This window comes from Tsukamurella sp. 1534 (assembly GCF_000312385.1).
Lineage (GTDB): Bacteria > Actinomycetota > Actinomycetes > Mycobacteriales > Mycobacteriaceae > Tsukamurella.
In genome coordinates this window covers 1,498,984-1,523,698 of the sequence record NZ_HE997626.1, presented here as the reverse complement: position 1 = coordinate 1,523,698, position 24,715 = coordinate 1,498,984, and the positions used below count along the sequence as shown (strand labels likewise).

Below are 24,715 nucleotides of genomic sequence, written 5' to 3'. Positions count from 1 at the left end.
GAGAAGTCGGTGAACTCTTCACGATTCGTCCGCGAACGCCGTGTGCGATCGTGAATGATGTGCAAGGCTACCGGTGATTTCGTTTCCTTCTCGCCGAAAGCTGAACGGACCATGCCCGAGTTCGTGTCGAAGATCCGCCTCCCGCGCCGCACGGCCACCGCACTGATCGCCCTCCTGGGTGCCATCGCCCTCGCCTTCACCTCGGCGGTCGCCTGGGCCGCGACGACGGTGCTCGTCGTCCCCGGCACCGGGACCAAGAACCCGTCGCTGGTGCCCGGGTACCAGGAGAACTCGATCGGCTACTACGTCCAGCCGACCGGCGCGTGCGACGCCGGCGGCTGCACCGCGACCCCGGTCCCCTACATCGCCGAGTTCTGGCCGATCCCGCTCGAGGGCTGGGGCGGTCTCGAGGGCGCGAAGTGGGACGACTCCGTGGCCAGCGGCGTCACGAGCCTGAACACCGCCTACGCGGACGCCGACAAGGATTCGCCGATCGTCATCTTCGGCTACTCGCAGGGCGGCACGGTGGTCAGCGCCGTGAAGAAGCAGCTCTCCGAGCAGCCCGGCGGGGTCCCGGACACCGTCTCGTTCGTGCTGATCGGCAACGCGAGCCGCCCGAACGGCGGCCTCTTCACCCGCCCCTCCTTCCTCGGGCACATCCCGATCCTCGACGTGACCTTCGGGCCCGGTACGCCGACGAACACGTCGACCACCGTGAACACGACCGACGTCGCCTTCCAGTACGACGGGGTCACGGACTTCCCGCGCTACCCGCTGAACCCGCTCGCCACAGCCAACGCGCTCGCCGGCTTCTGGTACGTGCACGGGAAGTACCTGGCGCCCAAGGGCGACGACCCCGCGACGGCGACACCGATCGGCTACACGCCGGACGAGATGCGGGCGGCCGTTGAGGCGGCCACCGCGAACTGCACCGCCGACACCTACTGCCAGGTGAGCGGCGACACCCGGTACGTGACGCTGCCGGCGAAGATCCTGCCGCTCGCCCTGCCACTGCTCGACCTCGGCGCGCAGACCGGCACCACGCCGCTGATCCGGCCGCTCATCGACCTCGCCTCCCCGGTCGCCCGGGTGCTCATCGAGACCGGCTACACCCGTGACGATTACGGCCGGCCCACGCCGTTCGGCATCGCCCCCGTGCTGAATCCGTTCACCCTGGGCCTGAACCTGATCGGCGCGACGGTGCAGGGCGTGCAGGCGGCCGTCACCGGCACGGGCGACGCGTCGAAGTACCTGGAGTCCACGAAGCCCGCTGCCACACCGACCACCACGAGCGGCGCCCCGACGGAGGCCGCCTCCACCGCGCCCGCGGCCGCGCTCGCGGTGGCCCGGTCGGCGCGGGAGTCCGTGGCGGCCAGCACCTCCACGAACGCGCCGACGGGCAGCGCGCCCACCGGGACGACCACCGCGGGGAGCACATCGACCGGCACGAGTACCGGCACGAGCACCGCGGGCACGAGCTCGGCCGGCGCGGCCGCCACCGGGACGTCGGGCGCACCGTCGGGCACCTCGGAGCCGGAGACGACCGCACCCGCGGGCACGAGTGAGGCGTCGGAGCCGTCGGGCACGGCGAGCGAGGAGAAGACGTCGGCCCCGACCACCGGGGACGCGACCGCCACGGCCACCGCGGACGCCCCGCCGGCAGCGGAGTCCGCCGCGGATTCGAGTGAGCCCGTGGAGGTCCCCGCCGCGGCGTGACGCGGATCGGGGGTCCGGTCAGCCCTCGGTGAAGAAGCGCGCGGACCGCTCGCTCTGCGCCCGCGCCCGTTCCTCCGGGACGCCCGTGGCGATCGACGCCTCGGCCCAGTCCCGCGCGGCCGAGGTGAGCAGCGTGCGGATCAGCGGGGACACGAAGAAGGGGTCCTCGTCGTCGGGCTTGATCCAGTCGGCGGTCAGGGATGCGGCGAGGCCGAAGAGGCCGAGGTCCCATCCCAAACCCGTTGCGCTGACGCCGAACTGCTCGTAGAAGTCCCGCGCATTCTCCCCCGAGTGGGTCAGCGTGAGCCGGGCGCCGTCGCCCTCCCGCTCGACGACGACCTCGACGTGGGACGTCGATCCGTCGTGCTCCCAGGTGGTCCGGTATCGCCGCGGCGGCTCGCACTCGAGGATCGTCCCGGCGGTGTAGCCGGCGAGGTCGAACCGGCCGCCGAGCGCGAGATCGCCGGTGACCTCGCCGAACCAGCGGGCGAGCCGCGACGGATCCGTGACCGCCTGCCACAGGTCGGCGACGTCGGTGCGGTACACCTGGCTCAGCGTCGCGGCGACGTACACGTCGCCCTCGCCGGGGTCCCGGACCTCGGCGCGACGGGTCACGGCGCCGGGCTGCGCCGCCGCGACGGCGTCGATGTCGTCGTTCATGACTTCTCCTGTCTCCGCGAGCGCCGCCCGCGAGCGATCTCGGTGTCCAGCGCCGCCAGCCGCGGCTGCCAGAACCGGCGGAAGGGGACCAGCCAGTCGTCCACCTCGCGCAGCGACTCCGGCTGCACCGCGTAGAGGCGCCGCGCCCCGTCGGGACGCACCGTGACGAAGCCCGCCTCGCGGAGGACCCGGAGGTGTTGCGAGACGGCGGGCTGGCTGATGCCGAAGCGTGCGCGCACGTCGTCGGCCAGCTGGCCGGCGGGGCGCTCCCCGTCGGCCAGCAGCTCGATCAGGCTCCGGCGGACCGGGTCACCGAGGATCTCGAAGGCGTGCACGACCGATGTATTTCAGTATCAACTTATATAAGTCAACACTGAATCGATCAGCCGACGGTGATCGTGATCGTGCGCTCCTCCGTGGGTTCCTTGAGGCGCGCGGTGTCGATCTTCAGCACCTCCAGGCTGTCCTGCAGGCCGTTGGCCAGGATCTTCGGCTTGAGCCGGAACGGCGGCCGCTCGCTCGCGCCGGCCAGGCCGAAGTCGCTGTCGTTCGCCACGTAGATCGTCTTGCCGCCGTCGGTGGACGCGAGCCCCTCCACCTTGTCGTGCCCGAAGAAGCGGCCCGCCGGGTTCACCTTGTCGAGCAGGCCCGAGAGATCGACGGCCACCTGCTTGCGCACGGGGGTGATCCCACTGGACTTGAGCGCGGATTCCGCTGCGGCGGCGGTGTTCACACCGGCGATCGACTCGGGGTTCTGCTCGCCGAGCGGTGTGGCGCCGTCGAGGCTGATCCGGTAGATCGACTTGTTCGCACCCGGGCCCGGCTTACCGTCGCGCTCGACCACGAGGAACTCGGTGTTCGAGATCGCCGTGATCTCCGAGGCGGCCTTCTTCGTGTCCTTGGGGTCGTCCAGCATGTAGGCGTACTGCTGCACGGCCTTGGTCTTGAGGTCCACCGACACGATCCGTGTCACCGGCACCTCCTTCGCGGTGCCGCCCAGTCCCCCGACGTTGAGCGCCGACTGCATGATCCCCACCAAGCGCGCACCGTCGGGCGTCACGGTCAGGCCCTCCATGCCCTGGTTGGGCGTGCGCTCCTTGAGCACCTCGGGGAGGCCCTTGCCGGGCGCGAGCCGGTCCAGCTCCTGGCCGTTGGCGTCGAAGTGCACGAGGAACGGCCCGTACTCGTCGGACACCCAGAACGAACCGTCGGGCAGGGCGACGAGGCCCTCCGAATCGATCCCGTGGTCGGTGGGCGGGATGTCCCGGCCGTCCATGTCGACGATCTTCTCGCCCGTCGGCGCGGCGGTGTCGGTCATGCCGTTGAACGGCCTCCCGTTGCGGCCCTTGAGGTCGATCACGCTCTGCAGCTCGGCGCTGCCGTCGACCAGCTTGAACCGGCCGATCTGCGGCGTGAAATCGGGGGTGACGGCGATCTTGGCGCCGTCCGGCCCGTCGACGTTGGGGCCGCGGTCGGTGAGCCCGTAGAACTCGCCGGGCGCGCCCGGCACCGGCACCCACGCCGAGCCGTAGCCGCTGCCGTCGATCGACGCGCCGCCCACCGTGGCGAGCGGCGGGATGTTCGACGAGAACAGCGAGACCGCCGGCGAGACCACGGCCTGCAGCTTGGTGGCGCCGGTGAAGCCCGCTTTCGGCGTGAACACGAGAGCGCCGCCCTTCGCGGCCGCCACAGTGCCGTCGGCGTTGGGCTTCACGTCCACCACGGCGCCGCCCTCCGCGAGCCCCGCGAGCTGGGCCGCCGTGATCGTGACGGGCGCGTTCGCGCCGGTCTTGAGGTCGAGCGTCGCCGGTGCCTTCTCGTCTCCCCCGGTCGAACATGCCCCCACGGTGGCGGCGCCCGCGAGGACGGCGGTGAGAGCGGCTGCGAGGTGACGGCGTGAACGCATGCCCCTGTGCTTACCAGACCGACATGACATCGTCAGGAATCAATGCGGTTGCCCTGCTCGTCCCAGTGCTCCGCGACCTTCTTGCTGGGCTGCACCCGCGGCGGCTCGCCCGGCATCTTCGGGTAGTCCGGGGGATAGTTCAGCTCGACGGGGTGTTCCTCCCACTTCTCGAGGAGCGGCGTGATGTCGTGCGCCGTGCGGTCCATGCCCGCCCACGGGTTCCCGTCGGCGAGGCGCTCGGGGACGGTGACGATGTTCAGCGTGTGGGGGTCCTTCAGCTCGGCGAGCGCATCCCATTCCAGCGGGGTGGAAACGGTGGCGCCCTGCACGGCGCGCAGGGACCACGCGGAGGCGATCGTGCGGTCGCGGCAGTTCTGGTTGTAGTCCACGAAGATCCGCTCCCCCCTCTCCTCCTTCCACCAGGCGGTCGTGACGCCGTCGTCGCGCTTCTCCAGCTCCCGGCCGAACGCGATGGCGGCGTGCCGCACGTCGGTGAAGTCCCAGCGCGGCTCGATCCGCACGAACACGTGAACGCCGCGGTTCCCGGAGGTCTTGCAGTAGGCGCGCATCCCGAGGTCGGCGAACAGCTCGCGCGCGACGGCGGCCACGCGTACCGCGTCCGCGAATCCCGTGCCGGGCTGCGGGTCCAGGTCGATCCGCAGCTCGTCCGGGTGGTCCACGTCGGCGCGACGCACGGGCCAGGGGTGGAAGGTGATGGTGCCCATCTGGGCGCACCACACCGGGATCGCCGGCTCGCTGGGGCAGAGCTCGTCCGCGGGGCGGCCGGACGGGAACGCGATCCGCACCGTCTCGGCGTACGACGGTGCGCCCTTCATCATGCGCTTCTGGTAGAAGCCGTCGGCGTCCTTGTCCATCGGGCCCTGCGCCAGCCGGCCGCCGGGATGCACACCGCCGGGCCGTCTCTCGAGCGCGGTGGGCCGGCCGCCGATCGCGGCCATGAGCGGCTCACCGACCGTCGCGAAGTACTGCGCCACCATGAGTTTGGTGACATCCGGCGTGAGATCGGTTGCAGGATAGATGATCCTGTCCGGACTCGACACACGCACGGCACGGTCACCGGCGGGACCGGGAACGACGACCTCGGCCGCCGGGGTCTTGGCCATCTACTTGCCCTCCTGCAGCACATCGTCGAGGTCGTAGTTGACCGGGGTGTCGAGCTGCTCGTACCCGCAACTCTCGGGGGTGCGATCCGGGCGCCAGCGGGTGAACTTCGCGGTGTGCCGCAGGCGCATCCCCTCCATCTGGTCGTAATCGAACTCCACGACCAGTTCGGGCCGCACGGGCACCCACTCCCCCGTCTTCTCCGGCGTGGCCCACCGGTTGGGCTCGCCCTGGACCGAATCCGCGGTGCGCATCGGCTGCAGCAGGTGGAAGTACTCCGCCCGCTTGGCCGCCGTGAACGCGCCGATACCGCCGATGGGCAACAACTGATCGCCCTGGTAGAGGCCGAGCAGCATGGAGCCGACGGCGTCCGGCTGCGACTTGTGCGGCCGGTAGCCGATCACCACGCCCTCGGCGGTGCGGGCGTGCTTGACCTTGATCATCTCCCGCTTGCCGGGGAGGTAGTGCCCGTCGATCCGCTTGGAGATCACCCCGTCGAGCCCGGCGCCCTCGAACCGCTCGAACCAGTCCTGCGCCGCGGCGGCGTCGGTGGTGACCCGGCTGATCTTGCAGGTTCCGGTTCCGGCGTAGGCGGTTTCGAGGACCTCGCGCCGAGTGGTGAACGGGCGGTCCATGAGGTTCACGTCCGCCATCGCGATCGCGTCGAAGCCGATGAAGATCGCGGGGGTCTCCTCCGCGAGTTTCGTGATCCGGGACTGCGCCGGGTGGATCCGCGCGGAGAGCGACTCCCAGTCGAGCCGCTTGCGGCCCTCCCGGTGCACGGCGACGGCGATCTCGCCGTCGAGAACGCAGCGGGCGGGCAGCTCCGCGCGGGCCGCGGCCACCACCTCGGGGAAGTAGCGGCCCAGATCCTTACCGCTGCGCGAGCCGATGAACACCTCGTCCCCGTCGCGGAAGATCAGGGCGCGGAAGCCGTCCCACTTGGGCTCGTGCGAGTACCCCTCGGCGGGGACGGCCTTGGCGGCCTTCGCGAGCATCGGATCCAGCGGCGGGTTCACGGGGAGGTCCACACCGACGATCGTAGGCGGGACCGCCGACACCGGGCCGGAACTCGCGAAGGCCCGCCCTCAGCCCATGCTCTTCTGGCCGTCGATCGTCTCGCGGATGATGTCGGCGTGGCCGGAGTGGTGCGCGGTCTCGCCGGCGATGTGCAGGAACACGCGGCGCACCGTCCAGAACACGCCCGGCGGCTGCCAGGGTGCCTCCGGCAGCTCGTACGCGGTGTCGAGGTCCAGGGTGCGGACCAGCTCGTCGGTGGCGGCCGCGGTCTTCTCGTGCTCGGCGAGGACGGACTCCAGGGTCTCGCCGTCGACGAACCGGAACCCGTTCTGGAACGCCGCGATCTGCTCCGGGGTGAGGTTGTCGAAATCCATGGCCTCGACGGGGTGCGCCTTGCCCAGCGCGAAGTCCTGCCAGCTCTTCTCGACGTCGGTCACGTGCTTGATCAGGCCGCCCACGGTGAGCTCGCTGGCGGTACTGCGGGTGGTGGCCTGCTCGTCCGTGAGGTTCTGCGCGGTGAATCGGAGGAAGTGCCGGCGCTCCGCGAGGAGGCTGAGGATGTCGGCGCGTTCTCCACTGACTTGCTGCTGTGTTTCGGTCATGGGATAAGACTATGGAGCATTAGTGTCAGTTTCTGTCCTCAATAGAAATCATCCTGGAAACATGGCGAACACGAGCTCACGAACACTGCGCCTGCTCTCGCTCCTGCAGACGCACCGGTACTGGCCGGGGGCGGAACTGGCGGACCGGCTCGAGGTGTCCGTCCGCACCCTGCGGCGCGACGTGGAGCGGCTGCGCGACCTGGGCTACCCGGTGACGGCGTCGCGCGGCGTGGACGGCGGCTACCAGCTGGCCGCGGGCGCCGCGCTCCCCCCGCTCGTGCTGGACGACGAGGAGGCCGTCGCGATCGCGGTGGGCCTGCAGGCCGCGGCGCAGGGCGGCGTGGCCGGTATCGCCGAGACCTCGGTGCGCGCACTGGGGAAGGTCGCGGCCGTGATGCCGCCGAAGCTGCGCAAGCGGGTGGAAGCACTGGGCGCCGTCACGCAGCCCGCCGCACTGGCGGGCGGGCCGGCCGTCGACTCCCGCATCCTCACTGCGCTCGCCGAGGCCTGCCGCGCGGAGGAGCGGATCGAGTTCGGCTACACCGCCGCCGACGGGGCGGTGACCGAGCGGCTCGCCGAACCGCTGCGGCTGGTGTCGCTGGGCCGGCGCTGGTACCTGGTGGCGTACGACCTGCACCGGCACGACTGGCGGAGTTTCCGGCTGGACCGGATCACCGCGCCCCGGCGCACGGGCGACCGGTTCCGGCCCCGCGAGCTCCCGGCCGAGGACGCGGCCGCCTACGTGCGCGCCGCCGTGGGCCAGCGCACCCCCGGCTTCACCATCGAGTTCGTGGTGTCCGCGCCGATCGACCGCGTGCGGGCCGCCATCGGTCGGTGGGCGCGGATCGAAGAGGACGGGGAGCGGACCGTCGTGCGGATGCAGGCGGACACCCTGGACTGGCCGGCGATGGCGATCGCCGTGCTGGGCGCCGACGTGACCGTCGTGCAGCCGCCCGAGCTCGCGGAGCACGTCCGCGGGTGGGCGCAGAACCTCGCGCGGGTCACCGGTCCCTGACCGGGCTTTCGTAGGCTGGAGCGGTGACAGCGGGACGATACGCGCCGAGCCCGTCGGGCGACCTCCACGTGGGCAACCTGCGCACCGCGCTGCTCGCCTGGCTGTTCGCGCGGTCGACGGGGCGGGAGTTCCTGCTGCGCGTCGAGGACCTGGACCGGGTGCAGGACGGCGCCGAGGCGCGGCAGCTGACGGACCTCGCCGCGATCGGCCTCGACTGGGACGGCCCCGTCGTGCGGCAGTCCGGCCGCGCCGGACTGTACGCCGACGCGTTGTCCCGGCTGGACGTGTACGAGTGCTACTGCACCCGAAGGGAGATCCTGTCCGCGCCGTCCGCCCCGCACGCGCCCGAGGGGGCCTACCCGGGCACGTGCCGGGACCTCACCGAGGCCGAACGGGAGGCGCGCCGCCGCGACCGGCCGGCCGCCCTCCGGCTGCGCTCGACGGTCCGCTCGTACACCGTGGCCGACGAGCTGCACGGCGAATACACCGGCGCCGTGGACGATGTCGTGCTTCGCCGCGGCGACGGGACCTACGCCTACAACCTGGCCGTGGTGGTGGACGACGCGGCGCAGGGCGTGGATCAGGTGGTCCGCGGCGACGACCTCCTCTCATCCGCACCGCGGCAGGCGTACCTCGCATCGCTCCTGGGCGCGGCGCCGCCGCGGTACGCGCACGTGCCGATGGTGCTGGGGCCCAACGGCGTCCGGCTGGCCAAGCGCGACGGCGCGGTCACCCTCGCCGAGCGCGGCGGCCCGTCCGTCGTGCTGCCGGAGCTCGCGGGCAGCCTGGGGCTGCGCGGCTCCACGCCCGCCGAGATGCTCGACGGTTTCGATCCGGCGGCGCTCCCCACGGAGCCCTGGACCCTGCCCCTCTGATCCGCGCGCGCCCGGTGACCGGGCGGCACGCGGCCCCCGTGGCGCACCGTGTTCGCCGCCGCGACACCGGCGAGGAACTCGCCGATCCAGGCGAAGATCGTTGCGGCGCCGCTCTTTTCCCTCTGCTGATTCGTCATGCTCCGAACGTACGGCGTGGGGAGCCGGTCGCCCAGCGGCCCAGATGCCGTCTATCGGTAAGATATGGCCATATCGCGGTTCACGCGGAAACGTTCGCGGTACGCGGTGGGGCTCAGGCCCGTCTGGCGCTTGAAGTGGTACCGCAGGGTCTCCTCCGCGTCGAACCCGGCGCGCGCCGCCACCGCCGTGACCGGCTCCTCGGTGGTCTCGAGAAGGCTCATCGCCCGGTACACCCGCTGCCGGGTGAGCCATTCCAGCGGGGCAGCACCCGTGTGCCGGCGGAACTGCCGGTGCAGGGTGCGGCGCGAGACGCCCGCCCGCTCCGCCATCTCATCGATCCCCGCGACGGACTCGATGCGGTGCGACAGGTCCTGCAGGTAGTCGGCGAAGCGCGCGTCCACGTCGGGACGGAGCGCGTCGATGGTGACGAACTGCGACTGATCGCCGTCCCGGTTCGGCGCCACCACCATCCGCCGGGCGATCTCGTTGGCCGCCGCCGGCCCGTGGTCCTCGCGGATCAGCGTGAAGCACAGGTCCAGTCCCGCCGCGGATCCCGCGCCCGTGGTGACGCCGCCGTCCCGCACGTACAGATCCGACGGCGTGACGCGCACGCGCGGGAACCGGTGTTGCAGCAGGCCCGCGTAGCGCCAGTGGGTGGTCGCCCGACGGCCGTCGAGCAGGCCCGCCTCGGCGAGCGCGAAGGCGCCGCTGCAGATGGAGACCATCCGGGCGCCGTTCGCGGCCGCGGCGCGGAGGTGCTCCGTCCACTCCGGGTTGGAGTCGCGGCGCGGGTCCGACACGGCCGTCACGATCACGGTGTCCGCGGTGTCGATGTCGTCCAGGCCGTAACCGGGCCGGAGCACCGCCCCGCCCACGGTGTGCACACCGCCCGCCGGCCCGCAGGCGCGCACGTCGTAATCGAGCGTGAGATCGCCCCAGGCGAATCCCAGAGCCTCTACCACGATGCCGTATTCGAACAGGGTCATCCCGTCGCAGACGGGTAGGGCGACGACGTGCGACATGGCCGTATCTTACCGTGCGGAGACTTCATGCCACCAGGGTGATCGACGTTCGCGGCTCCCTGGAGGCCGAAGTTCTGCCGCTGCCGCTAGTCGGACTTGGCGAGGTGCTGCTGGGTGCCCTTGTAGTAGCGCCCCAGGAACTCCTCCTTGAACTCCCAGTACGTCCCGTCGACCATCGACTGCCGGATACGCGCCACGAGCGAGACGATGAACTGCTCGTTGTGGATCGTCGCCAGCGTGGCGGCGAGCCCCTCCTTGGCCTTGAACAGGTGATGGATGTACGCCCGCGAGTACTGCGACGTGAAGTTCTCCGTCTCCGGGTCCAGGGGCCGGAAGTCCGTCTTGAACCGGGAGTTGGTCACGTTGTAACGGCCGTCCACCGAGTAGATCGCGCCGTTGCGCGCCACCCGCGACGGGGAGACGCAGTCGAACGTGTCCACGCCCTGCTCGATCGCGGCGAAGATGTCGTCCGGCTCGGAGATGCCCAGCAGGTGCTTGGGCTTGTCCTCCTCCAGCTCCTGGTTGACCCAGCGCACGATCGTCGACAGGTTCGCCTTCTCCAGCGCACCGCCGATGCCGTAGCCGCCGAAGCCGAGGCCGCCGGACAGCTGGTCCTCCTCGCTCAGCGCCCGCAGGTCCCGGGCCGCCTTGCGGCGCAGGTCCTCGTACTGCGCGCCCTGCACCACGCCCCACAGCGACGCGGCGTCGTGCCGCTGCGCCGTGAGCCAGTTGTGCTCGGACAGGCAGCGCCGCGCCCACAGCCGCGTGCGCTCCAGCGACGTCACCTGGTAGTCGCGGCTGTTGTGCAGCGTGGTCAGCTCGTCGAACGCGAAGATGATGTCGGCACCCAGCTGGTGCTGGATCTGCATCGAGCGCTCCGGGGTGAACCGGTGCTCCGTGCCGTCGAGGTGGCTGAGGAAGGTCACCCCGTCGTCGTCCACCCGCGACAGCCGGTCCTTGCCCTCGGCGATCGCGTCGTCGCCCAGCGGCTCCTCGCCAGAGCCGCCGGTCATGTCGATGACCTTCTTGAACCCGGATCCCAGCGACATCACCTGGAAGCCACCGGAATCGGTGAAGGTGGGGCCCTCCCAGTTCATGAACTTCGCGAGGCCGCCGGCCTGCTCCACGATCTCCGGGCCCGGCTGCAGGTACAGGTGGTAGGCGTTCGCCAGCACAGCCTGCGCGCCCAGGTCCGCCACGGCGTCCGGCATCACCGTCTTCACCGTGGCCTTGGTGCCCACCGGGATGAAGGCCGGCGTGAGGATCTCGCCGTGCGGGGTGAGCAGGCGCCCGGCGCGGCCCAGCGGGTCGCCCGGGCCCTCGAGGCGGGCCTCCACGTCGAATCGCGTGGGATCGCTGACGTGCTCGCTCTGCAGGCGGGTGCGGCTGGCCATCGACCGGTAGTCCGAGCGCAGCGCGCTGAGCTCGGCCGCGATCGCCCGGTTCTGCTCCCGCAGCTGCGCGATCTCGTCACGCGTGGTGCCGGGGCGGCTGCGCTCGCGGATCGGGCCCGTCGTGGCCTGCGCGGACGTCGGGGCGCCGGGCCGCGCGACCGGGTACTCGGCCGTGTCGGGTGCCGACGGCTCCGCGGCGGCCTCCGCCGCCTCATCCGCGGGAACCGCGTCCCGCGCGGGCTGCCCCGCATCGCCCTTCGCCGCATCGGCGTTCGCGGCGGGGACGGGCACCGTCGGCGCCTCCCCCGGACGGTCCGCGCCGTTGACCCCGTTGACCGGGGCACCGTTGCGGCCCGCGGGTCGGGCGAGCCCGACCTCGGCCGTGTCGTGCCGCTCCTCGGTGCTGCCGGCGATCGCCGCGGTCGCGGCCGCACCGGCGGCCGCCGCGCCCGCGCCGGCCGGAATCGGTGCGGTCGCCGCCGCGGGGACGCCGAAGTTCTCGGTGACGGAATCCGCGAGGATCGCGGTGGTCTTCGGGTCGCGCTCGGCGAGCCGCGCGACCAGCTTCTCGCCCTCGATGTCGGCGTTCGGCAGGATCCTGTCGAGCCACTTGGGCAGCCACCAGGCGTGCTTGCCCAGCAGCATCATGATCGACGGGATGATCACCATCCGCACCACGAAGGCGTCGAACAGCACGGCCATGGCGAGGCCGAAGCCGATCTCCTTGATGAACACCTGCTCGTTGAGGATGAACGAGGCGAACACGGAGATCATGATGATCGCCGCGGCGGTCACCACGCGGGCGCCGTACCGGACGCCGGTGACCACCGACTGCTTCGCGTCCCCCGTGTGCACGAACTCCTCGCGCATGCGGGACACCAGGAACACCTGGTAATCCATCGCGAGGCCGAACACGATGCCGATCATGAAGATCGGCAGGAACGAGACCAGCGGCTGGGTGTTGTCGATGAGCCCGAGCGCGCCGTCGGTGAAGATCGCGGAGGTCACGCCGAACGTGGCGACCACCGACAGCAGGAACCCCAGCGCCGCGGTGAGCGGCACGAGGATCGACCGGAAGGCGATGAGCAGCAACAGGAACGCCAGTCCCACGACGATCGCCAGGTACTTCGGCAGCGCCTCCTTGTTCAGCTTCTCCGAGATGTCCATCTCGATCGCCGTGGCGCCGGCCACGCCGAGGTCCGTGTTGAGCCGCGCCTCGGTGCCGTTGGGCCCGTTGGGAAGCGCGCGGAGCTTCTCGACCAGGTCCTTGGTGCCCTGCTCGTTGGGCCCCGTCTTGGACGTGACGATCACCTGGGCGGCGCGGTTGTCCGGGGCGAGCGCGGCGATCTGCGCGTTCGCGACGAGGGGTTTGAACACCGGATCCTGGTTGAGCCTCTCGACGATGTTGCCGTAGGTCCGCAGCCGCTGCTCCGGCAGCACCTTCGAACCGTCGATCGCCACCATGAGCGGCCCGTTGGCGCCCGCGCCCCAGCCGTCGGCGATGAGGTCGTACGCCTTGCGCTCCGACGTCGACTTCTCGCTCATGCCGGAGCCCGGCAGCGCGGTCTGCATGTCCTTCATCGGGATCGCGAGGATGCCGAGGACGGCGATACCCGCGACGAGCGTGACCACCGGGACCTTCTTGACCACGTTGGCCCAGCGCAGGCCGTTGGCGGTGCGGCCCTCGCCCTGGTCGGTGTCCTGCGGGTGCAGGCCCTTGACCCGGCCGGCGAACACCTTGCCGCCGAACAGGCCCAGCAGGGCGGGCAGCAGCGTGATCGCGACGATCACGGCCACGAGCACGCCCCACGCGGCGGCGACACCCATCTGGCCGAGGAAGTCCATGCCGATGAACGCGAGCGCGGCGAGCGCGATGATCACCGTCAGGCCGGCGAAGATGACGGCCGTGCCCGCGGTGCCCACGGCGATGCCCGCGGCCTCGGCGCGCTCCTCCCGAGACGAGGCGCTGAGCCTCCGCAACTCGTGCCGGTACCGCGAGACGATGAACAGCGCGTAGTCGATGGTCACGGCGAGGCCGATCATCGAGGTCAGCACCGTGGGGAAGGTGCCCAGCTCGATGAAGTGGGTCGCGATCATGACGCCGCACAGCGCGACCGGCACCGCGATGATCGCGTTGAGCAGGGGCAGGCCCCAGGCGACGAGCGACGCGAAGGTGATGATGAGGACCACCGCGGCCACCAGCATGCCGATCAGCTCGCTGGTCATGCCCATGTCTTCCATGCCCTTGGCGGCGGAACCGTCGGCCTCCACCTGGAGCGAGCCGCCGGAGGCGTCCTGGCCGGCCTCCCGGGCGTCCTTGATCTTCTCGGCGGTGTCCTTCGGCAGGTCCGTCACCTTGCCCACGAACTCGACCTTGAGCTGCGCGGTCTTCCCGTCGGGGCTGACCTTCGCCGTCGCGTCCGCGTCGGATTTCTTCTGCTCAGGCGACTTGGTGGACTCGATGTCCTTCTGCTGCGCCGCCATCGCCTCCAGCTTCTGGCGCTGCTCGGCCGAGAGCGTGTTCTGGTCCAGCTGGGCGGTGGGGTTGATCAGCAGCTGCGGATCCTTGACGAGTTCCTTGTCCCCGTCCTTCATCGCCTTGAGGTCGGCGATCGTCTTGTCGATGCCCTTGGCGTTGTCGGGATCGGTCAGCTTGCCCTGCGTGGCGTGGAAGACGAGCGTCGCCGACGCGCTGGTGAACGGGTCCTCGCCGCCTTCGCCGCCGAAGCCCTCGGAGACGATGTTCGTCGCCTTCTCGGAGGGCAGGCCGGGCAGGTTGAAGTTGTCGACGGTGGCCTTGCTGAGTGCGAAGGCGCCGAAGCCCATGCCGATGAACACCAGCAGCCAGACGGCGATGACCTTGAAGCGGTTCAGGTAGGCGAACTTGCCCAACCGGTACAGAAGCAGTGCCATGGGAGGAACTCCGGTTCGTCGGAAGGCGCACGGGCTGCCGCGCTGCGGTCTGCCCGCCAGTGTACCGATCGATTCAGAGTGCAAGTAACCCGCTGACCGGCAGTTTTGTGACGTCAATCACCGGTACGCCGGTAGGGTGGGGTGCATGAGCAACGCGCGCAGGCTAACAACACCAGTCACAACCGTCGCAGTAGCCGCTCTCGGGGGGCTCCTCCTCGCCGGCTGCGGCGGCGGTTCCGAATCCTCCTCCGGCGCCGAATCCGGCGCCGCCACCTCCACCGCGACGGCCGCCGAGTCCTCCGCGGCACAGGAGGTCACCCGCGGGCAGATGTGCGGCCAGACCCGCGGACCCGACGGTGCGCTGTACGTCCACGTCGTGGGCAGCGCGAAGGTCGACTGCGGTGAGGCCATGAAGGTGGCGAACGCCTTCGGCCCGATGATCGCGTCGGCGAAGCCCGCCACCGTCGAGGGCTGGAACTGCCACTTCACCGACACCCCGGGCATGCTGGCGCGGTGCGACAGCGCGCCGAAGTCGATCGGCTTCTTCAGCTCGCACTGAGCGCCCGCCTCACCCGCAGGGGTGAGGCGGAACGGCCCGCGCGGGTGATCCGCCCGCGCGGGCCCTCTTCCTACCGTCGCGGGCATGAAGAAGATGCTGATCGGCGCGCTGATCGTGGCGGTGTTCCTGGCGTACTCGCTGCCGCCGTACCTCACCGGGGGCAGTCGCGTCCCCCTCGACGACCAGCCGTCCTGGTACTACGCGCTCCTCGTCGGCCACATCATGCTGGGCTCCGTCGCGATGCTCGCCGGGTTGATCCAGCTGGGCCGCCGCTGGTTCGCCCGATACCACCGGATCGCCGGCCGGGTCTACGTCGCGTGCGCGATCCCCGGGGCGCTCGGCGCGATCGCCGTCGGCACCGTCTCCCCGTTCGGGCCCGTCAACGCGGTCTCCAACGTGACGCTCGGGACCCTCACCCTGCTGTTCACCGGCCTCGGCGTGCGCGCGATCCTGCGCGGCGACGTCCCGTCGCACCGCCGCTGGATGCTGCGCAGCGCGACGCTCATGTACTCCGTGATCATCAACCGCATCCTGGCCCCGGTGCTGGCGATCACGATCGGCGCGCTCGGGATCGACGGCCCGCTCGGGGACACCCTCGTCACGGGCCTCACCGCGTGGCTCAGCTGGATGATCGCGCTGGGACTGTGCGAGTGGTGGATCCGCCGCACCCCGCGCCGGCGGCGGCCGGCGGCGACAGGGTCGGGGCGACGCGACGCGGCCCGAAAAGCGAAGAACCCCCTCCGAACTCGGTCGGAGAGGGTTCCTCTCGGCGGTGGCGGAGGGATTTGAACCCTCGGTACGGGGTTACCGCACACAACATTTCGAGTGTTGCACCTTCGGCCGCTCGGACACGCCACCGTCGGAGTACTTTACCGGACACCCACCGGAGCGCCGAATCGGCAGGTCAGCCGCGGTGCGGGGCGAAGAACTCGGTGAGCAGCGCAGCGCACTCCGCCTCCCGGACGCCCGCGCGGACCGTCACCCGGTGCGCCACCCGCGGATCGCGCACCACGTCCCACACCGAGCCCACCGCGCCCGTCTTCGGCTCGAACGCCCCGAACACGAGATGGCCGATCCGCGCGGAGACCAGGGCGCCCGCGCACATCGCGCACGGCTCCAGGGTCACGGCCAGCGTGCAGCCACCGAGGCGCCACCCGTCGCCGAACAGCGCGGCGGCCTCGCGCAGCGCGAGCACCTCGGCGTGCGCGGTCGGGTCGCCCAGCGCCTCCCGCCGGTTCCCCGCCCGGGCGAGCACGGCACCGTCGGGCCCGAGGACGACGGCGCCCACGGGCACGTCGTCCGGGCCGGACAGGCGCGCGGCGTCGAGCGCGAGCCCCATCGCCGAACGCTCGGAGGCGAGGTGGGGCACGTCAGTTCAGGGCGTCGAGGATCGCGCCCAGCTCCCCGTCGAACCGGAGCCGCTCCGCGATCACCTGCAGTTGCTCATCGGGGTACAGATCGGGGTCGGCGAGGAGCACGCCGAGCTCCTGCTCCCCCAGCCCCAGGTCCGCGAGGATCGCGAGATCGCCCTCGGGCCACGGGTCGGTGTCCTCGATCTCGTCCGGATCGATGTCCGGTACCTCCACGTTGAGCCGGTCGAGGGCCTGCTCGGCGAGGTCGTCGAACACGGCCGCGGTCGCATCCGACAGCAGCAGCCGGGTGCCCGACGGGCCCGGGCGCACGATGACGAAGTACTCGTCGTCCACGTTGAGCAGGCCGAACAGGGCGCCCGCCGCGCGCAGGCCCTTGAGCTCCTGCTCGGCGTTGCCGATGGTCCGCAGCGCACCGGGGTCGAGCAGGGACACGGACCACGACGTCTCGTCGCGCACCACCGCGACGGCGTATCCGTCGGTGTCGTCATACTTCTCCGGCGAGGTCTGTGCGGCCATGGAAGAACCGTAACCGCAATCCGGGTGAAACGACACGCCTCGAGCGGCATCGCGCCCGCCCTGTGGAACGCTGGTGGCGTGTCCGCCCCGCGTACCCCCCGTTCCGCCGTCCCCGTCTGCGTCCTGGGCCTCGGCCTGATCGGCGGCTCGATCCTGCGCGCGCTCGACCGCGCGGGGCGACCCGCGTACGGGTGGAACAGGTCCGCGGCGGCCGCCGACGACGCCTCGGCCGCCGGTTTCGACGCGACGACGGACCTCGCCGCCACCCTGCGCCGGGCGAACGACGGCGGGCACGTGATCGTGGTGGCGGTCCCGGTGCCCGCGCTCGACGGGGTGCTCGCGGCCGTCGCCGACCACGCGCCCGGCGCGTGGCTGACCGACGCCGTCAGCGTCAAGGGCGACGTGGCCCGGCGGGTCGCCGCCGCGGGCCTGACGGGCCGCTACGCCGGCGGGCACCCCATGGCGGGGACGGCGTTCTCCGGCTGGGAGGCCACCGACGCCACCCTGTTCGACGGGGCGATGTGGGTCGTCACGGCCGACGACGACACCCCGTCGCGGGCCTGGCGGCTCGCCGCGTCCGTGGGGCTGGACTGCGGCGCCGTGATCGTTCCCGCGGGATCCGCGGAACACGATGCGGCCGTCGCCCGGATCTCGCACTCGGTGCACGTGGTGGCGGAGGCGGTGGCGATCGCAGCCGAGTCGGATCCGGCCGCGAAACAGCTGGCGCTCACGCTCGCGGCGAGCAGCTTCCGCGACGTGACGCGGGTGGCGGGCACGGCACCGTCACTGGTGAACGCCATGTGCGAGGCGAACGCCGGCGCCCTGTTGGACGCGCTGGACGACACCATCGCCGCGCTGAACGCGGCCCGCGCCGAGCTGGCCGAGCACGGCACCGTCGGGACGATCACCGAGCGCGGCTACGCGGCCCGCCGCAGGTACGAGAACGCCCGCCGCACCCCGTTCGCCCCCGTGCTGGACGGGGCGGGATGGCAGCGGGCGTTGCGGGAGGCCGGGCACGCCGGCGGCGTGGTGACGGCGCTCCCCGCGGAAGCGGATCAGTCGACGCGGCTCGACAGGCCCGGGTAGTCGAGGATGAAACCGTCCTCGTCGACCGAGACCTTCGAGCTGGAGACGGGCGAGATCACCGTGATGCCGTCGGCCGCGGCCGCGTAGTTGATCACGGTCTCCTTCACCTGCAGGCTGGGCAACTCGACGTACACGACCGGCACGTCGACCTCCTCGGTGTGCGTCTGCAGGTCGTACCGGCGGATGGTGAGGGCGTTGAAGAACGCCGACTTGAGCACGTCCACGCTCAGGGCGCCCGAGAAGAAGCCCCGCTCGGCGCCCTGCGCGCCCTGCACGAGCCAGTGGCTCTCGCCGTCGCGCGCGATCGTCACCTGCGACTCGCCGGCCGCGGTGAGGGCGTGCACCGAGAGGCGCTTGGTGACGCCCTCGTCGTCGGTCACCAGGTCGTACGACGCGTTGAACGCGGGGGTGTCGCCGGCCGGGGCGCCGATGATCCGCCCGTAGGCACGGATCCGATCACCGGTGACCTGCACGCGAACAGATTCGAGCAGGTTCCCGTCGTCGGACCGCCACGTGAGGATGCGGGGCCAGCTGCCCCCGGTGATCACGGTCGCGGGCGCGTCTGCGGAGGAAGGGGTACTCACGCCCTCTACCGTAAACCCTCGGCTTCCGCCGCCGACGACTCACCGCGCGAGCAGTGACGTACCGGCGGTCGACACCGGACATATGGCCGCGGTTACAGCGCGGCGACGGCCTCGAGCTCGACCACCTGATCGTCGTAGCGCAGCCGGGTGACGCCGACCACCGAGAGCGGCGGCAGCGCGTCCAACTCCTCCGCCAGGGTGTCCACCGCGACCTGCAGGTCGATCTGCAGCCGCTCGGCCACGTACACGGTCAGGCGGGCGACGTCGGCCAGGCCGGCGCCCCGCTCCGCCAGGATCACGTCGAGGTTCGCGACGGCCGCGCGGACCTGCCCCTGCACGTCGCCGGGGGCGATCGTGGTGCCGCCCTCGTCGAGCGGGGCGACGCCCGCGATGTGCAGGGTGGCACCGCCGGGAACCGTCGCGCTGTAGGCGTGCGGCACCGCGGTCGTCAGCTTCTCCGACCCGTTGAGCTGGACGTTCGCCATGATCAGGCCGCGTTCTTCTGGATCGCGGCGCCGACCCGCGGGAGGGCCGCCACGACGTTCTCCTTCGCCTTGCCGCGCAGGCTCTGGTACGCCTTGCGCAGGGCGGGCTGGGTGGTGGACTCGGCCTTGCGGTCGGTGACGGCGAGCAGCGCGTCGCCCGCCTCGTCGCCGCGCGAGGCGAGGTACTGGCCGAAGTCGCCGGGGCCCTGCGCCTGGAAGTCGGCCCAGAACGGGTCGAGGGCGGACGCGAACTCCGGAAGCAGCTTGGTCAGGGCCGATTCGATGACCGACGGCGAGACCTTCTTGACCGCGGAGTACGCCGCCTTGATCGCGGTGCCCGAGAGGCCGCTCTTCTCCTTGACCTCGGCGTCCACCACGGACGCGAAATCGGCCACCACCGCGGGCTGGCGCGCGGGATCGAGCAGCGAGGTGGTCAGCGACGTGGGCACGATGGATCCTCCGTGATTCGGGTGCGATTCGGGCGCTGTCAGCGCCTACCAGGCAGCTTATAGGCCGCGCGGGGGCGGCCGCAGGGGTGCGGGAGGACGGCGCTCCGCGGTGCACGGGGAGGACATCGTTCGGCCACGAAACGGCAACGATGCGGGATCCGGTTTTGTGAGGTGCGTCACCTGTGCTCTAGGTTGAACCTTGAACGAAGGGGTACTCGATGACGAGCAGCCAATCCGGTAGAGCGAATGCGCGCCTGGGTCGGTTCCCGCTGTGGGACCGGCACCGGTCGCTGCCCACGCCCGTCCGCGGGGAGCACCACCCGCGGGTGGACCACGCTCTGCCGCTCGGCGATCCCACCGGCGGTGCGGACGCCCGCGCCTGGCGGGAGGCCGTGGACGGCCGGCTCACGTACCCCCGGGTGCACATCGACCGGAACGTGGACATCCGGATGTCCGACGGTGTGCGGCTGCGCGCCACCGTCGTGCGACCGGCGGAGCGCGACGGCGAGCCGGTGACCACGCCGTACCCCGCGATCCTCAACATCAACCCGTACAACCGGGCGGTGGTCGACGCGATCGACGAGGCGACCCACGCGCCGTTCCTGGGCCCCGTGGTGAACACCGCGACGAAGACGTTGACCGGCAGCACCATCGACCCCACGGGCGGGATCCTGGAGGGCTTCGGCATCAACCGGCGCCTGGTGCGCAGCGGCTACGTGCAGGTGATCGTCGACGTGCGCGGTACGGGTACCTCGCACGGGGTGTGGCAGATCATGGGCGCACGCGAGCAGCAGGATTCGGTCGAGGTACTCGCCTGGGCGCGCGAACAGGACTGGTGCGACGGCGAACTGGGCATGGGCGGCTGGTCGTACTCGGCGATCAACTCCCTGCAGGCTGCGGGCCACAATCCGCCGGGGCTCGGCGCGGTGTTCGCGATCGAGGGCAGCGAGGACATCGTTCGCGACATCTACATCACGGGCGGCCTTCCCTCCGTGTTCATCCCGATCTGGCTGGGCGCGGTGAACGCGCTGAAGTGGCTCTACAACCCGCGCACGCTGTTGCGCGACACCGTGAACGGCAACACGTTTCGGTGGCTGCTCAGCCGTCTCGGGTCCCCGGCCACGGAGCTGGGCTCAGTGGCGTCCGGCGTCGTGACGGGGCGGGATCCGCGGGTCAACGACAACCCGTACTTCACGGAGCGGCACGCGAGGATCGAATCGATCGCGGCACCCACCTTCCTGTTCGGCGGCTGGCACGACCTGTTCGGCCGCAGCACGCCACGCACCTTCTCGCGGCTGAATCTTCCTGCGGGACAGAAGCAGATGGTGATCACCGACGGGTACCACTTCGACATGGGCGCCGGGTTCGGCGGCAGCCAGTCGCCGCCGCGGATCGACGTCCTGCAGCGGGCCTGGTACGACAAGTGGCTCAAGGGCATCGACAACGGCGTGGACGGCTACGGCCCCGTCACGCTCAAGCAGCAGGGCGGCGGATGGTCCGCGGGAGAGTCCTTCCCCCGCCAGGGCGCGCGCACCGCACGGCTCTACGCCACACCGGTGGCGTCCGGGACCGCGGCGCACGCCAAGTACGACGGGGGCCTCGCGCCCTTCCCCGCCCGGCAGCGGGCGTCCGCGTCCACACGGCTGGACCTGCGGGGAATGGTCTCGCCGGACCTCACGCAGGTGCTGGCCGGCCTGACCAAGACACTGCCCTTCCTCGACGACGCCGGGGCGCAGGAACGGGGCGCGATCTCCTTCACCTCGCCGCCGGCGGCCGTGCCGGTGCAACTGAGCGGCGCGATCAACGTGCACCTGGTGACGCAGTGCGAGGGCGACGAGGCGATCTGGACGGTGACCGTGAACGACGTGGCGCCCGACGGCACGTCGAGGGTGCTCTCCGGCGGCGCCCTCCTGGCGTCGAACCGCGCGGTAGACCCGGCGCGCAGCGAGTACGACGTGGACGGCGAGCTGCTGTCGGCGTTCCACCCGCTCACCTGGTCGGCGAAGCAGAAGGTGCCGCCCGGCGAGACCATCGAGCTGGACGTCGACGTGGTCCCCACCGACGCGCTCCTCGACGAGGGGCACCGCCTGCGGATCGACGTGTACGCGGGCAGCGTGCCGCGGTACCTGGCCACGCTGCCGGACCTGGCGCGCACCAGGCTCGGCAAGCAGACGGTGCTGCTCAGCCCGGATCAGCCGTCGTACGTGAGCTTGCAGTTCGTCGGCGACCCGGGCTGGTGAGCCCCGGTCGGCCCGGGCGCCGCTGCGACGGCGAACGGTGACGGCGAAGCGGCCTCCCGGCGGCGGGTTCGGCGCTATCTTCGGTAGCACGATGGTTGCAGGGTCCCTCGCCGCCACGTCGGCCTCGGCCGCCGCGCGGCTGCACAGCAAGTTCGTCGACGGTGCTGTCGACGACTCCGCCCTGCGCCGCTCCCAGCTGCGCGGACTGATCGCGGACAGTTGGCAGCGCAGCCGCGCCCTGGGCGTGAACCCGGACGGAGAGGCACCGTCGGGCGCCGCGGCGCTGGATCGGCTGCGCGCCCGCAACCCCCTGAGTTCCGTCATGCCGGTGGTGCGCCGCCTGCTGGTGGACGATTCCGCCGGCGCGATGGTCGCTGTCGGCGACCGCGACGGCACGCTGCTGTGGGTCGAGGGCGACGGTTCGACGGTGCGCCGCGCGGAGGCGATGAACTTCGCCCCGGGCGCGGACTGGAGCGAGACGGCGGCGGGCACGAACGCGCCGGGCACGGCGCTGGCCCTGGACACCGAAGTGCAGATCGCGGGGTCGGAGCACTTCGCCCGCCTCGCCCACACCTGGAACTGCACCGCGGTCCCGATCCACGATCCGGTGACCCGCACCCCGATCGGCGTGCTGGACGTGACCGGGGGTCCCGAGGTGACCACTCCGCAGGCGATGGCGCTGGTCCGCGCCGCGGCGCTCGCGGTCGAAGGGCAGCTCGCGGTGCTGCGGCTGGCCCCGCGGGATCCGGCACCGTCGGACCGCCTGCGCCTCCTGGCCGGGCCTCCGGTGCTGGAGCGCGACGGCGGGGAGGTGCGGCTCACGGGGCGGCACGCCGACATCCTAGCGCTGCTGTCGCGGCATCCCGAGGGCCTGACCGCGGACCACCTGGCGCTCCTGCTCGACGAGCGGGACCTCGACGTGGTCACCGTGCGCGCGGAGGTGTCCCGGCTGCGCAAGACGATCGGCGCCGAGTTCCTGGGCTCGCGCCCGTACCGGCTGCTGCGGCCGCTGGCCTCCGATGCGGAGGAGGTGGTCGCGGCGATCCGTGCCGGCCGGGTCGGGGACGCGCTGAGCGTGTATCGCGGTCCGCTGTTGCCGAATTCGTCGGCGCCGGGGGTCGCGCGGTTGCGTGCGGAGTTGGCCGGGAGCGTGCGGTCGGCGGTGCTGGCGAGCCGCGATCTGGGGTTGCTGCGGCGGTGGCTGGACCTCCCGGACGCCCGGGACGACGAGCAGGGCTGGCGCGTGCTGCGCACGCACGGGGACGCGCAGGCCCGCGCGGAGGCGGACGGCAGGCTCGCCGCGATCGCCGTCGACCTGGGCTGAGGAGCCTCCCGGCCACGACCGCCCCGCCCCCGCGGCGCCCCGAACAATGCCCCGAACAGTGCCCCGAGGCACGTGCAACGGTGTTGCAACGGTCCGCGCGTACCGTGGACTGTGACGCCCGTCACCCCTTTCTTTCGGAGGCACGACATGACCGTTTACGCACGTCCCGGGGCCGCAGGCTCCCTCATGAGCTACCAGTCGCGGTACGACAACCTGATCGGCGGGCAGTGGACGCCGCCGGTGAAGGGCCAGTACTTCGAGAACCCGTCGCCGGTCACGGGGCAGCCCTTCTGCGAGGTCGCGCGGTCGACCGCCGAGGACATCGAGCTGGCGCTGGACGCCGCGCACGCGGCCGCCCCGGCGTGGGGCAAGACCTCCTCGACGGTCCGCGCGAACATCCTCAACAAGATGGCCGACCGGATGGAGGAGAACCTGGAGGCCATCGCCGTCGCCGAGTCGTGGGAGAACGGCAAGCCCGTCCGCGAGACGCTCAACGCCGACATCCCGCTCGCGATCGACCACTTCCGCTACTTCGCGGCCTGCCTGCGCGCGCAGGAGGGCAGCCTCTCCGAGATCGACGAGAACACCGTCGCGTACCACTACCACGAGCCGCTCGGCGTTGTGGGACAGATCATTCCGTGGAACTTCCCCATCCTCATGGCGGTGTGGAAGCTGGCGCCGGCGCTGGCCGCGGGTAACGCGATCGTGCTCAAGCCGGCCGAACAGACGCCGGTCTCGGTGCTGTACCTGTTCTCGCTCATCGGCGACCTGCTGCCCGACGGCGTGGTGAACATCGTCAACGGTTTCGGCCTGGAGGCCGGTAAGCCGCTGGCGTCGTCGAAGCGCATCCGGAAGATCGCGTTCACCGGCGAGACCACCACGGGCAAGCTGATCGCCGGTTACGCGGCCGACAACCTGATTCCGGTCACGCTGGAGCTGGGCGGCAAGAGCCCGAACGTCTTCTTCAAGGACGTGATGGCCGACAACGACGACTACCAGGACAAGGCCCTCGAGGGCTTCACGATGTTCGCGCTGAACCAGGGCGAAGTATGCACGTGCCCGTCGCGCGCGCTGCTGGAGCGGCCGATCTTCGACGAGTTCCTGGAGCTCGGCTCGATCCGCACCAAGTCGATCCGCCAGGGCGATCCGCTCGACACCGACACGATGATCGGCGCCCAGGCGTCGAAGGAGCAGCTCGACAAGATCCTCTCCTACATCGATATCGGCAAGGAGGAGGGCGCCACGCTGGTGACCGGCGGCGAAGCGGCCGATCTGGGCGGCGACCTGTCCGGCGGCTACTACATGCAGCCGACGATCTTCAGCGGCACCAACGACATGCGGATCTTCCAGGAGGAGATCTTCGGCCCCGTGCTGGCGGTCACCTCGTTCGACGGCTACGACAACGCCATCGAGATCGCCAACGACACCCGCTACGGCCTGGGCGCCGGCGTGTGGTCGCGCAGCGGCGACGTCGCCTACCGCGCCGGCCGGGACATCCAGGCGGGCCGCGTGTGGACCAACACGTACCACCAGTACCCCGCGCACGCGGCGTTCGGCGGCTACAAGGATTCGGGCATCGGGCGTGAGAACCACAAGATGATGCTCGATCACTACCAGCAGACCAAGAACCTGCTGGTCTCCTACGCGCCGACCGCGCAGGGCTTCTTCTGAGCCCCGGCGTGACCGGCACCATGTGAGGGTGTCACGGCGCCGCCC

At 71.2% G+C, this 24,715-nt stretch carries 22 protein-coding genes, 1 tRNA gene and 1 pseudogene; 9 read left to right on the top strand and 15 right to left on the bottom strand.

The genetic code is table 11. The annotated features are described in order from the left end of the window. Positions 1-111 precede the first annotated feature (111 nt). Complete coding sequence (locus BN39_RS07410; RefSeq protein WP_019201743.1) at positions 112-1,716, top strand: PE-PPE domain-containing protein; 1,605 nt, start codon at positions 112-114, stop codon at positions 1,714-1,716. An 18-nt stretch (positions 1,717-1,734) separates the two neighbouring features. On the opposite strand, the gene BN39_RS07405 is transcribed toward BN39_RS07410, so the two are convergent. The 6 genes from BN39_RS07405 to BN39_RS07380 are packed head-to-tail and all read right to left on the bottom strand — an operon-like array spanning position 1,735 to position 7,026. Then, positions 1,735-2,376 (bottom strand): SRPBCC family protein, encoded by a 642-nt coding sequence (locus BN39_RS07405; protein ID WP_019201742.1) that lies wholly within the window; start codon positions 2,374-2,376, stop codon positions 1,735-1,737. Beyond that, positions 2,373-2,711 (bottom strand): helix-turn-helix transcriptional regulator, encoded by a 339-nt coding sequence (locus BN39_RS07400; protein WP_019201741.1) that lies wholly within the window; start codon positions 2,709-2,711, stop codon positions 2,373-2,375. Before BN39_RS07400 ends, BN39_RS07405 begins: the two co-directional genes overlap by 4 nt. Positions 2,712-2,758: 47 nt before the next feature. Continuing rightward, the gene (locus BN39_RS07395; protein ID WP_019201740.1) at positions 2,759-4,282 is read right to left on the bottom strand and encodes an esterase-like activity of phytase family protein; all 1,524 of its coding nucleotides are present in this window, start codon (positions 4,280-4,282) and stop codon (positions 2,759-2,761) included. Positions 4,283-4,314: 32 nt separating this feature from the next. Continuing rightward, a complete protein-coding gene (locus BN39_RS07390) occupies positions 4,315-5,406 on the bottom strand; it encodes a DNA polymerase domain-containing protein (RefSeq protein ID WP_019201739.1) in 1,092 nt (363 codons plus the stop codon). Continuing rightward, on the bottom strand, positions 5,407-6,435 hold the full coding sequence (locus BN39_RS07385) for an ATP-dependent DNA ligase (protein ID WP_019201738.1): 1,029 nt from the start codon (positions 6,433-6,435) through the stop codon (positions 5,407-5,409). A gap of 57 nt (positions 6,436-6,492) precedes the next feature. Then, the gene (locus BN39_RS07380) at positions 6,493-7,026 is read right to left on the bottom strand and encodes a DinB family protein (RefSeq protein WP_019201737.1); all 534 of its coding nucleotides are present in this window, start codon (positions 7,024-7,026) and stop codon (positions 6,493-6,495) included. Between the two features lie 61 nt (positions 7,027-7,087). On the opposite strand from BN39_RS07380, the gene BN39_RS07375 reads away from it, so the two are divergent. Both BN39_RS07375 and gluQRS read left to right on the top strand, forming a co-directional pair. After that, positions 7,088-8,041, top strand: coding sequence for a YafY family protein (locus BN39_RS07375; RefSeq protein WP_019201736.1), 954 nt, complete (start codon positions 7,088-7,090; stop codon positions 8,039-8,041). A 23-nt stretch (positions 8,042-8,064) separates the two neighbouring features. Further along, entirely contained in the window at positions 8,065-8,916 is an 852-nt protein-coding gene (gluQRS, locus tag BN39_RS07370; RefSeq protein ID WP_040765996.1) for a tRNA glutamyl-Q(34) synthetase GluQRS, read from the top strand. 188 nt (positions 8,917-9,104) lie between these two features. Here the strand turns inward: gluQRS and BN39_RS07365 are convergent, their stop codons facing one another. From BN39_RS07365 to BN39_RS07360, 3 genes and pseudogenes are all read right to left on the bottom strand, one after another. Next, a complete protein-coding gene (locus BN39_RS07365) occupies positions 9,105-10,076 on the bottom strand; it encodes a GlxA family transcriptional regulator (protein ID WP_019201734.1) in 972 nt (323 codons plus the stop codon). Positions 10,077-10,162: 86 nt separating this feature from the next. Beyond that, entirely contained in the window at positions 10,163-11,470 is a 1,308-nt protein-coding gene (gene tgt, locus BN39_RS22720) for a tRNA guanosine(34) transglycosylase Tgt (protein ID WP_081586057.1), read from the bottom strand. Between the two features lie 624 nt (positions 11,471-12,094). Beyond that, a pseudogene (locus tag BN39_RS07360) lies at positions 12,095-14,296 on the bottom strand (MMPL family transporter); the annotation flags it as partial. 232 nt (positions 14,297-14,528) lie between these two features. Between BN39_RS07360 and BN39_RS23445 the strand changes: the two are divergent. Both BN39_RS23445 and BN39_RS22715 read left to right on the top strand, forming a co-directional pair. Continuing rightward, positions 14,529-14,942 carry a hypothetical protein gene (locus tag BN39_RS23445; protein ID WP_159103232.1) on the top strand — a complete coding sequence of 138 codons (414 nt, stop codon included), beginning with the start codon at positions 14,529-14,531 and terminating at the stop codon, positions 14,940-14,942. An 84-nt stretch (positions 14,943-15,026) separates the two neighbouring features. Next, positions 15,027-15,731 (top strand): DUF2306 domain-containing protein, encoded by a 705-nt coding sequence (locus tag BN39_RS22715; protein WP_081585953.1) that lies wholly within the window; start codon positions 15,027-15,029, stop codon positions 15,729-15,731. Here the strand turns inward: BN39_RS22715 and BN39_RS07345 are convergent. From BN39_RS07345 to BN39_RS07335, 3 genes are all read right to left on the bottom strand, one after another. Next, positions 15,713-15,800 (bottom strand) — tRNA-Ser (locus BN39_RS07345). The two genes, BN39_RS22715 and BN39_RS07345, sit on opposite strands and share 19 nt — an antisense overlap. Before the next feature lie 46 nt (positions 15,801-15,846). After that, entirely contained in the window at positions 15,847-16,281 is a 435-nt protein-coding gene (locus tag BN39_RS07340; RefSeq protein ID WP_019201731.1) for a nucleoside deaminase, read from the bottom strand. Positions 16,282-16,312: 31 nt separating this feature from the next. After that, the gene (locus tag BN39_RS07335) at positions 16,313-16,831 is read right to left on the bottom strand and encodes a tRNA adenosine deaminase-associated protein (RefSeq protein ID WP_019201730.1); all 519 of its coding nucleotides are present in this window, start codon (positions 16,829-16,831) and stop codon (positions 16,313-16,315) included. A 78-nt stretch (positions 16,832-16,909) separates the two neighbouring features. Here BN39_RS07335 and BN39_RS07330 point away from each other — a divergent pair, with 78 nt between their 5' ends. Beyond that, positions 16,910-17,917, top strand: coding sequence for a prephenate dehydrogenase (locus BN39_RS07330; RefSeq protein ID WP_019201729.1), 1,008 nt, complete (start codon positions 16,910-16,912; stop codon positions 17,915-17,917). Here BN39_RS07330 and BN39_RS07325 read toward each other — a convergent pair. The 3 genes from BN39_RS07325 to BN39_RS07315 form a co-directional block, all read right to left on the bottom strand. Then, positions 17,887-18,501, bottom strand: a complete 615-nt coding sequence (locus BN39_RS07325) for a putative glycolipid-binding domain-containing protein (protein ID WP_237741630.1) — start codon at positions 18,499-18,501, stop codon at positions 17,887-17,889. The two genes, BN39_RS07330 and BN39_RS07325, sit on opposite strands and share 31 nt — an antisense overlap. A 92-nt stretch (positions 18,502-18,593) precedes the next feature. After that, positions 18,594-18,986, bottom strand: a complete 393-nt coding sequence (locus BN39_RS07320; RefSeq protein ID WP_019201727.1) for a RidA family protein — start codon at positions 18,984-18,986, stop codon at positions 18,594-18,596. A gap of 2 nt (positions 18,987-18,988) precedes the next feature. Continuing rightward, positions 18,989-19,435: a hypothetical protein gene (locus BN39_RS07315; protein ID WP_019201726.1), complete on the bottom strand. Its 447-nt coding sequence runs from the start codon at positions 19,433-19,435 to the stop codon at positions 18,989-18,991. Between the two features lie 218 nt (positions 19,436-19,653). Here BN39_RS07315 and BN39_RS07310 point away from each other — a divergent pair, with 218 nt between their 5' ends. The 3 genes from BN39_RS07310 (at position 19,654) to BN39_RS07300 (ending at position 24,670) form a co-directional block, all read left to right on the top strand. After that, positions 19,654-21,675, top strand: coding sequence for a CocE/NonD family hydrolase (locus BN39_RS07310; RefSeq protein ID WP_019201725.1), 2,022 nt, complete (start codon positions 19,654-19,656; stop codon positions 21,673-21,675). Positions 21,676-21,766: 91 nt separating this feature from the next. After that, entirely contained in the window at positions 21,767-22,999 is a 1,233-nt protein-coding gene (locus BN39_RS07305; protein WP_081586056.1) for a GAF domain-containing protein, read from the top strand. Between the two features lie 147 nt (positions 23,000-23,146). Further along, positions 23,147-24,670 (top strand): aldehyde dehydrogenase family protein, encoded by a 1,524-nt coding sequence (locus BN39_RS07300; RefSeq protein ID WP_040765991.1) that lies wholly within the window; start codon positions 23,147-23,149, stop codon positions 24,668-24,670. Positions 24,671-24,715 lie beyond the last annotated feature (45 nt).

What these genes read in the sequence shown, in the direction of transcription:
- BN39_RS07410 (WP_019201743.1), top strand. Translation starts at nt 112, where the DNA reads ATGCCCGAGTTCGTGTCGAAGATCCGCCTCCCGCGCCGCACGGCCACC.
- BN39_RS07405 (WP_019201742.1), bottom strand. Translation starts at nt 2,376, where the DNA reads ATGAACGACGACATCGACGCCGTCGCGGCGGCGCAGCCCGGCGCCGTG.
- BN39_RS07395 (WP_019201740.1), bottom strand. Translation starts at nt 4,282, where the DNA reads ATGCGTTCACGCCGTCACCTCGCAGCCGCTCTCACCGCCGTCCTCGCG.
- BN39_RS07390 (WP_019201739.1), bottom strand. Translation starts at nt 5,406, where the DNA reads ATGGCCAAGACCCCGGCGGCCGAGGTCGTCGTTCCCGGTCCCGCCGGT.
- BN39_RS07380 (WP_019201737.1), bottom strand. Translation starts at nt 7,026, where the DNA reads ATGACCGAAACACAGCAGCAAGTCAGTGGAGAACGCGCCGACATCCTC.
- BN39_RS07375 (WP_019201736.1), top strand. Translation starts at nt 7,088, where the DNA reads ATGGCGAACACGAGCTCACGAACACTGCGCCTGCTCTCGCTCCTGCAG.
- BN39_RS07365 (WP_019201734.1), bottom strand. Translation starts at nt 10,076, where the DNA reads ATGTCGCACGTCGTCGCCCTACCCGTCTGCGACGGGATGACCCTGTTC.
- tgt (WP_081586057.1), bottom strand. Translation starts at nt 11,470, where the DNA reads ATGGCCAGCCGCACCCGCCTGCAGAGCGAGCACGTCAGCGATCCCACG.
- BN39_RS23445 (WP_159103232.1), top strand. Translation starts at nt 14,529, where the DNA reads ATGAGCAACGCGCGCAGGCTAACAACACCAGTCACAACCGTCGCAGTA.
- BN39_RS22715 (WP_081585953.1), top strand. Translation starts at nt 15,027, where the DNA reads ATGAAGAAGATGCTGATCGGCGCGCTGATCGTGGCGGTGTTCCTGGCG.
- BN39_RS07340 (WP_019201731.1), bottom strand. Translation starts at nt 16,281, where the DNA reads ATGGGGCTCGCGCTCGACGCCGCGCGCCTGTCCGGCCCGGACGACGTG.
- BN39_RS07335 (WP_019201730.1), bottom strand. Translation starts at nt 16,831, where the DNA reads ATGGCCGCACAGACCTCGCCGGAGAAGTATGACGACACCGACGGATAC.
- BN39_RS07320 (WP_019201727.1), bottom strand. Translation starts at nt 18,986, where the DNA reads ATGGCGAACGTCCAGCTCAACGGGTCGGAGAAGCTGACGACCGCGGTG.
- BN39_RS07310 (WP_019201725.1), top strand. Translation starts at nt 19,654, where the DNA reads ATGACGAGCAGCCAATCCGGTAGAGCGAATGCGCGCCTGGGTCGGTTC.
- BN39_RS07305 (WP_081586056.1), top strand. Translation starts at nt 21,767, where the DNA reads ATGGTTGCAGGGTCCCTCGCCGCCACGTCGGCCTCGGCCGCCGCGCGG.
- BN39_RS07300 (WP_040765991.1), top strand. Translation starts at nt 23,147, where the DNA reads ATGACCGTTTACGCACGTCCCGGGGCCGCAGGCTCCCTCATGAGCTAC.